A 4,418-nucleotide genomic window follows, 5' to 3' on the forward strand; every position below is an offset into this window, starting at 1 on the left:
GCAGATCGATCCCGACGAACTGCTTGCCGTCATACTCGTTCATAGGGGCCTCCCATGATTCGTGGAAAGTGGACACCCCCAGCATCCGCCGGGAACGCCACGAGGAGCGGAGGCCCCGCCCCTTCACCACATCAAGGGTCGTCGGACCTCACACCGGACGACGTTGGGCCCGAAGAACAAAGGTGGCTCGCTGTGACAAAGGCCTCCTGCGGGTGAAGTGGCACGTCGCTACCGTCGAAAGCGTGATCAACCGCCTTCCCGGATCGGCAGCGCTGCGCAACGCCATTCGGCCGCTGACCCGGACCGGCAGCTACTACGCCAGGTCGTGGAGCGACTACCTCGGCGACGAGCCGCAACAGGTTCCGATCGCCCGGCCCACCATCGCGCTCACCGCAGAGGCGCTCCGCGACGAGGTGGTGCTGCTCGGCCTGCGGGCGCGCCGCCCGGTGAGCGATCCCCAGGCCTTCCAGCGGATTCACGACGAGGTGCGCAGTGCCCTCGACTTCTACGGCAGCCGGGGGTGGCTGAGCGAGCCCGCGGGATTCTTCGCTGCGCCGGGGCCGCTGACCGATGTGACGGTCCGGCCGGTGCGGCGCCGCAACCGGATGTACTCCCGGTTGCGCTGGGACAGTGACTACCGGCCGAGGTCCGGCGAGCCCGGCGCGAGCCGCTGGCTCGGGTACCAGGCAACCTCACACGGCTACGGCCTGATGTTGCGTCACAGTGAGCCACGACCGTGGCTGGTGTGCATCCACGGCACGGAAATGGGCCGCGCTGCAATCGATTTAGCGGTGTTCCGGGCGTGGCATCTGCATCAGGAGCTGGGTTTGAACGTCGTGCTTCCGGTGTTGCCCATGCACGGTCCACGGGCGAAGGGCCTGCCGAAGGGAGCGGTGTTCCCCGGTGAGGACGTGCTGGACGACATCCACGCCACCGCACACGCTGTGTGGGACATCCGCAGTCTGCTGTCGTGGATTCGGCAGCAACAGCCCGAGGCCCCCATCGGCTTGTACGGCCTGTCGCTGGGCGGTTTCATGGCCGCGTTGGTCGCCAGCCTCGACGAAGACCTGGTCTGCGCGATCCTCGGCGTGCCCGTTGCCGACCTGATCGCCCTGCTCAGCCGCCACTCCGGTCTCGATCACGACGATCCACGGCGGGCGACGATGATCCTCGCCGAGCCGCTGGGCCGGATGATCTCTCCGCTGTCGCTGACCCCGCTGGTGCCGCCCGCCGGACGGTTCATCTACGCGGGCCTCGCCGATCAGGTGGTCCATCCGCGCGAACAGGTCAACCGGCTGTGGGAACACTGGGGTCAGCCCGACATCGAGTGGTATCGGGGTGGCCACGCCGGATTCTTCCAAGCTCGGCCGGTGCAACGCTTCGTCACCGACGCCCTGGTGCAGTCCGGCCTGGTATCGGTTCTCGACGGGCGCGACACCGGCGGACCTGGCACCATGACGGGATGACTGCGCGGCTGTGAGACCCCGATCGGAAGCGAGTGGCTGTGGCCTTCTTTCAGATCGTCGCCGCTGACATCGACGGCACGCTGACGTCGAGAGGCGAGCTGTCCGACCAGGTGCTGGACGCGATGGACGAGGCCCGAAGCAACGGGATCCTGATCGTGCTGGTCACCGGCCGGATCGGCAGCGAGCTGATGTCGGAGTTCCCGCGGATCGTCGACCACGCCGACGCCCTGGTGCTCGAGAACGGTGCCGTGGCGGTGCTCAACGGTGAGGTGCTCAGGCTGGCACCACCGGTCGACGTGGTGCTCGACGGCGTGCTGGCGGCCCGCGGCGTCGCCTTCCGGCGCGGCGAGGTGTTGATCGCCACCGACGGTGAGCACGCCACCGCCGTGGTCGAGGCGATCGGGCAGCTGGGTCTGGACTGCCAGATCATCCGCAACCGCGACGCGGTGATGGTGCTGCCCGCCGAGGTGACCAAGGGCAGTGGTCTTCGAGGGTTGTTGTCGCGGATGAACCGCTCACCGCACAACGTCATCGCGGTCGGCGATGCCGAGAACGACGTGTCGATGCTGCTTGTCGCCGAGCTCGGGGTCGCGGTGGCGAATGCGCTCCCGTCGGTCGTCGCCCACGCCGATGAGGTTCTGCAACTGCCCGACGGGGCGGGAGTGGCCGGTCTGTTGACCGGCCCGCTGCTCAGTGGGGCACGACGCTACTGTCCGATCCGCCGGTGGATCGAGATCGGTGGCTTCGGCGACAAGACACCGACCAAGGTGCCGGGAAGTCAGGGCCGAATCGTGGTGACCGGGCCGTCGGGTTCCGGCAAGAGCCACGTGATCGGACTCATGGCCGAGCGCTGGATCCTCGCCGGGTACAGCGTGCTCGTCGTCGATCCCGAGGGAGACCACTCGCAGCTCAAGGAACTCGACAACGTCGTGCTGGTCGACAGCAGGCACTACCTGCCCGAGCCCGGCGAACTGGTGGAGATGCTCCATCCGAGCACCAGCATGGTCGTCGACCTGTCCGCGCTCGACGCTCCGGACAAGGGCGACTACGTCCATCGGCTCCGGTTCGCGGCCGAGGCGCACCGCGGAGCGCACGGTTTCCCGCACTGGGTGATCTACGACGAAGCCCACCTCCTCGGCCCGCAGGAAGAAGCGAGATGGGTGCGCCGCGGCGGATATGTGCTGTCGTCGTACGCGCACGCAGAACTGCCGGCCGACGAAGTGAGCGACAGCGATGTCATCCTCGACATGGGTGGTCCGGAGGCGGCATCGATCCGGGTAGCAGGCGGTGAACCCAAACCGTTCACCCCGGATCGGCGGCGCACGCTGCACATCCGTCACCGGCACAAGTACGCCCAGGTCGCCCTGCCGAAAGAACGCCGGTTCTACTTTCGCTCGTCAGGCGGTCAGTCGCTCCCGCCGGCCGCCACCATGACCGAATTCCGCACCGCCGTCAGCCGATTGGACCCCGAAGCCCTGCAGTTCCACCTCGAACGGGGGGACTTCGCCCGCTGGCTCGACCGCATCGTCTCCGACAAGGACCTGGCTGAGGAGGTGGCGTCGTGGGAGGACGAACTCGCTGCCCACCGGGCCGCCGAGGTCGAACGCATCCGCCAGCGGATCGTCAGGGCCGTCGACGAGCGCTATTCGTGAAGTGCCGGTGGCCGGCTCCGGTCACTGCCGGGCGACGATGACCGGCACGCGAGCCGCCTGCACCACGGCGGAACTGACCGAACCCAGCAGAGCGCTTGCGACGGTGCCGTAGCCGTGACTGCCGACCACCAACAACTGGGCGGATTCGGAGCGCTCGACGAGCCGCCGTGCCGGCTGATCCTGGACGACCTCGGCGCGCACGGTCACGTCCGGGAAGCGCTGCTGCCATTCGCTCAGCTGGCCGGTGAATTCGCGTTCGACGTCCGGACGCACGTCGGCCCAGTCGATGCCCGGCAGCTCGAATGCGCCCGGCGACCACCACGCGCGCAGCGCAACGAGTTCCACGCCGCGCAGGGCGGCCTCCTCGAAGGCGATCGTGGTGGCAGATTCGGCGGCGGGCGACCCGTCGGTCCCCAGCACAACCGGTGCCTGCGCGTCGGGCGCCGACGGGTTCTCGTCATGGATCACCGCCACAGGGCAATGCCCGCGGTGCACCAGGCTGGTGCTGACCGATCCGAGCACGGTGCGCGCCAGTGCTCCCCGGCCGCGGCTGCCCACCACGACCATCCGCGCTTGTTGTGATCTCTCGACCAGCGCCGTCGTCGCCGACGCCACCGCGAACTCGGTCGAGATCGGCACCCGCCCGCCGGTGATGTCGCGGGCAGTGCGTTCGGCGTCCTCGAGGACCTGCCGTCCCATCTGCTGCTGCAGATCCAGCAGTCCGGCGGGCGCCGGCACGGCCGACCAGCTGCCGACGCTCGGGGTCAGCGCATACAGGATGGTCAGCGGACAGTCCCGCAACACCGCTTCGGCTGCAGCCCATTGGAGTGCCGGACCCGACGCCGCCGACTCGTCGACCCCGACGACGATGTCCGAAGATTCCGGAGATGGCGCATCTGTCACGGAAGATCCTCCTGCTCGTTGTCGGGGCCCGCCGCGGGTGCCCGGTTGAGCATCGTGGCCAGGTCGATCCCGGAGGCCTTGAGCGCCTCGACGATCTTGGCCACCGCTACCGGACTGACGCCGAGCAGACCACCGATGGCGTCCTGGGCGTCGGATGCACCGCCGATGATCGACAGTCGTTCGATCTCCGCCAGCGGCATCGCCGCAGCCTCGGTGGCTTTGACCATCGAGGCCAGCACGTCGGGCAGCATCAGCAGTTGTGCGGCCTCGGGGGAGTAGCTGTTGAGCGCCACGGCGATCTCGGTCTTGCCGGCCGCCTCGGCCACCAACTGGGCCTTCATGCCGTCGGCCTCGGCCTGACGCTCGACGCGCAGCGCGTCGGCGGCCGCCTTGCGGG

4 protein-coding genes are annotated in these 4,418 nt (G+C 68.6%); 2 read left to right on the plus strand and 2 right to left on the minus strand.

Going from position 1 to position 4,418, the window contains the following annotated elements:
* Positions 1-242 precede the first annotated feature (242 nt).
* Together WA944_RS03875 and WA944_RS03880 are read left to right on the plus strand one after the other, a co-directional pair.
* On the plus strand, positions 243-1,466 hold the full coding sequence (locus WA944_RS03875; protein ID WP_526373362.1) for an alpha/beta hydrolase family protein: 1,224 nt from the start codon (positions 243-245) through the stop codon (positions 1,464-1,466).
* Between the two features lie 38 nt (positions 1,467-1,504).
* A complete protein-coding gene (locus WA944_RS03880; protein WP_526373364.1) occupies positions 1,505-3,118 on the plus strand; it encodes an HAD hydrolase family protein in 1,614 nt (537 codons plus the stop codon).
* Positions 3,119-3,139: 21 nt separating this feature from the next.
* On the opposite strand, the gene WA944_RS03885 is transcribed toward WA944_RS03880, so the two are convergent.
* Together WA944_RS03885 and WA944_RS03890 are read right to left on the minus strand one after the other, a co-directional pair.
* A complete protein-coding gene (locus tag WA944_RS03885; RefSeq protein WP_526373366.1) occupies positions 3,140-4,021 on the minus strand; it encodes a universal stress protein in 882 nt (293 codons plus the stop codon).
* On the minus strand, positions 4,018-4,418 hold a 401-nt coding region (locus WA944_RS03890), incomplete at its 5' end, for a flotillin domain-containing protein (protein WP_526646386.1). The genes WA944_RS03885 and WA944_RS03890, both read right to left, overlap by 4 nt.

The sequence above is a fragment of the Mycobacterium sp. genome, from assembly GCF_049683355.1.
Lineage (GTDB): Bacteria > Actinomycetota > Actinomycetes > Mycobacteriales > Mycobacteriaceae > Mycobacterium.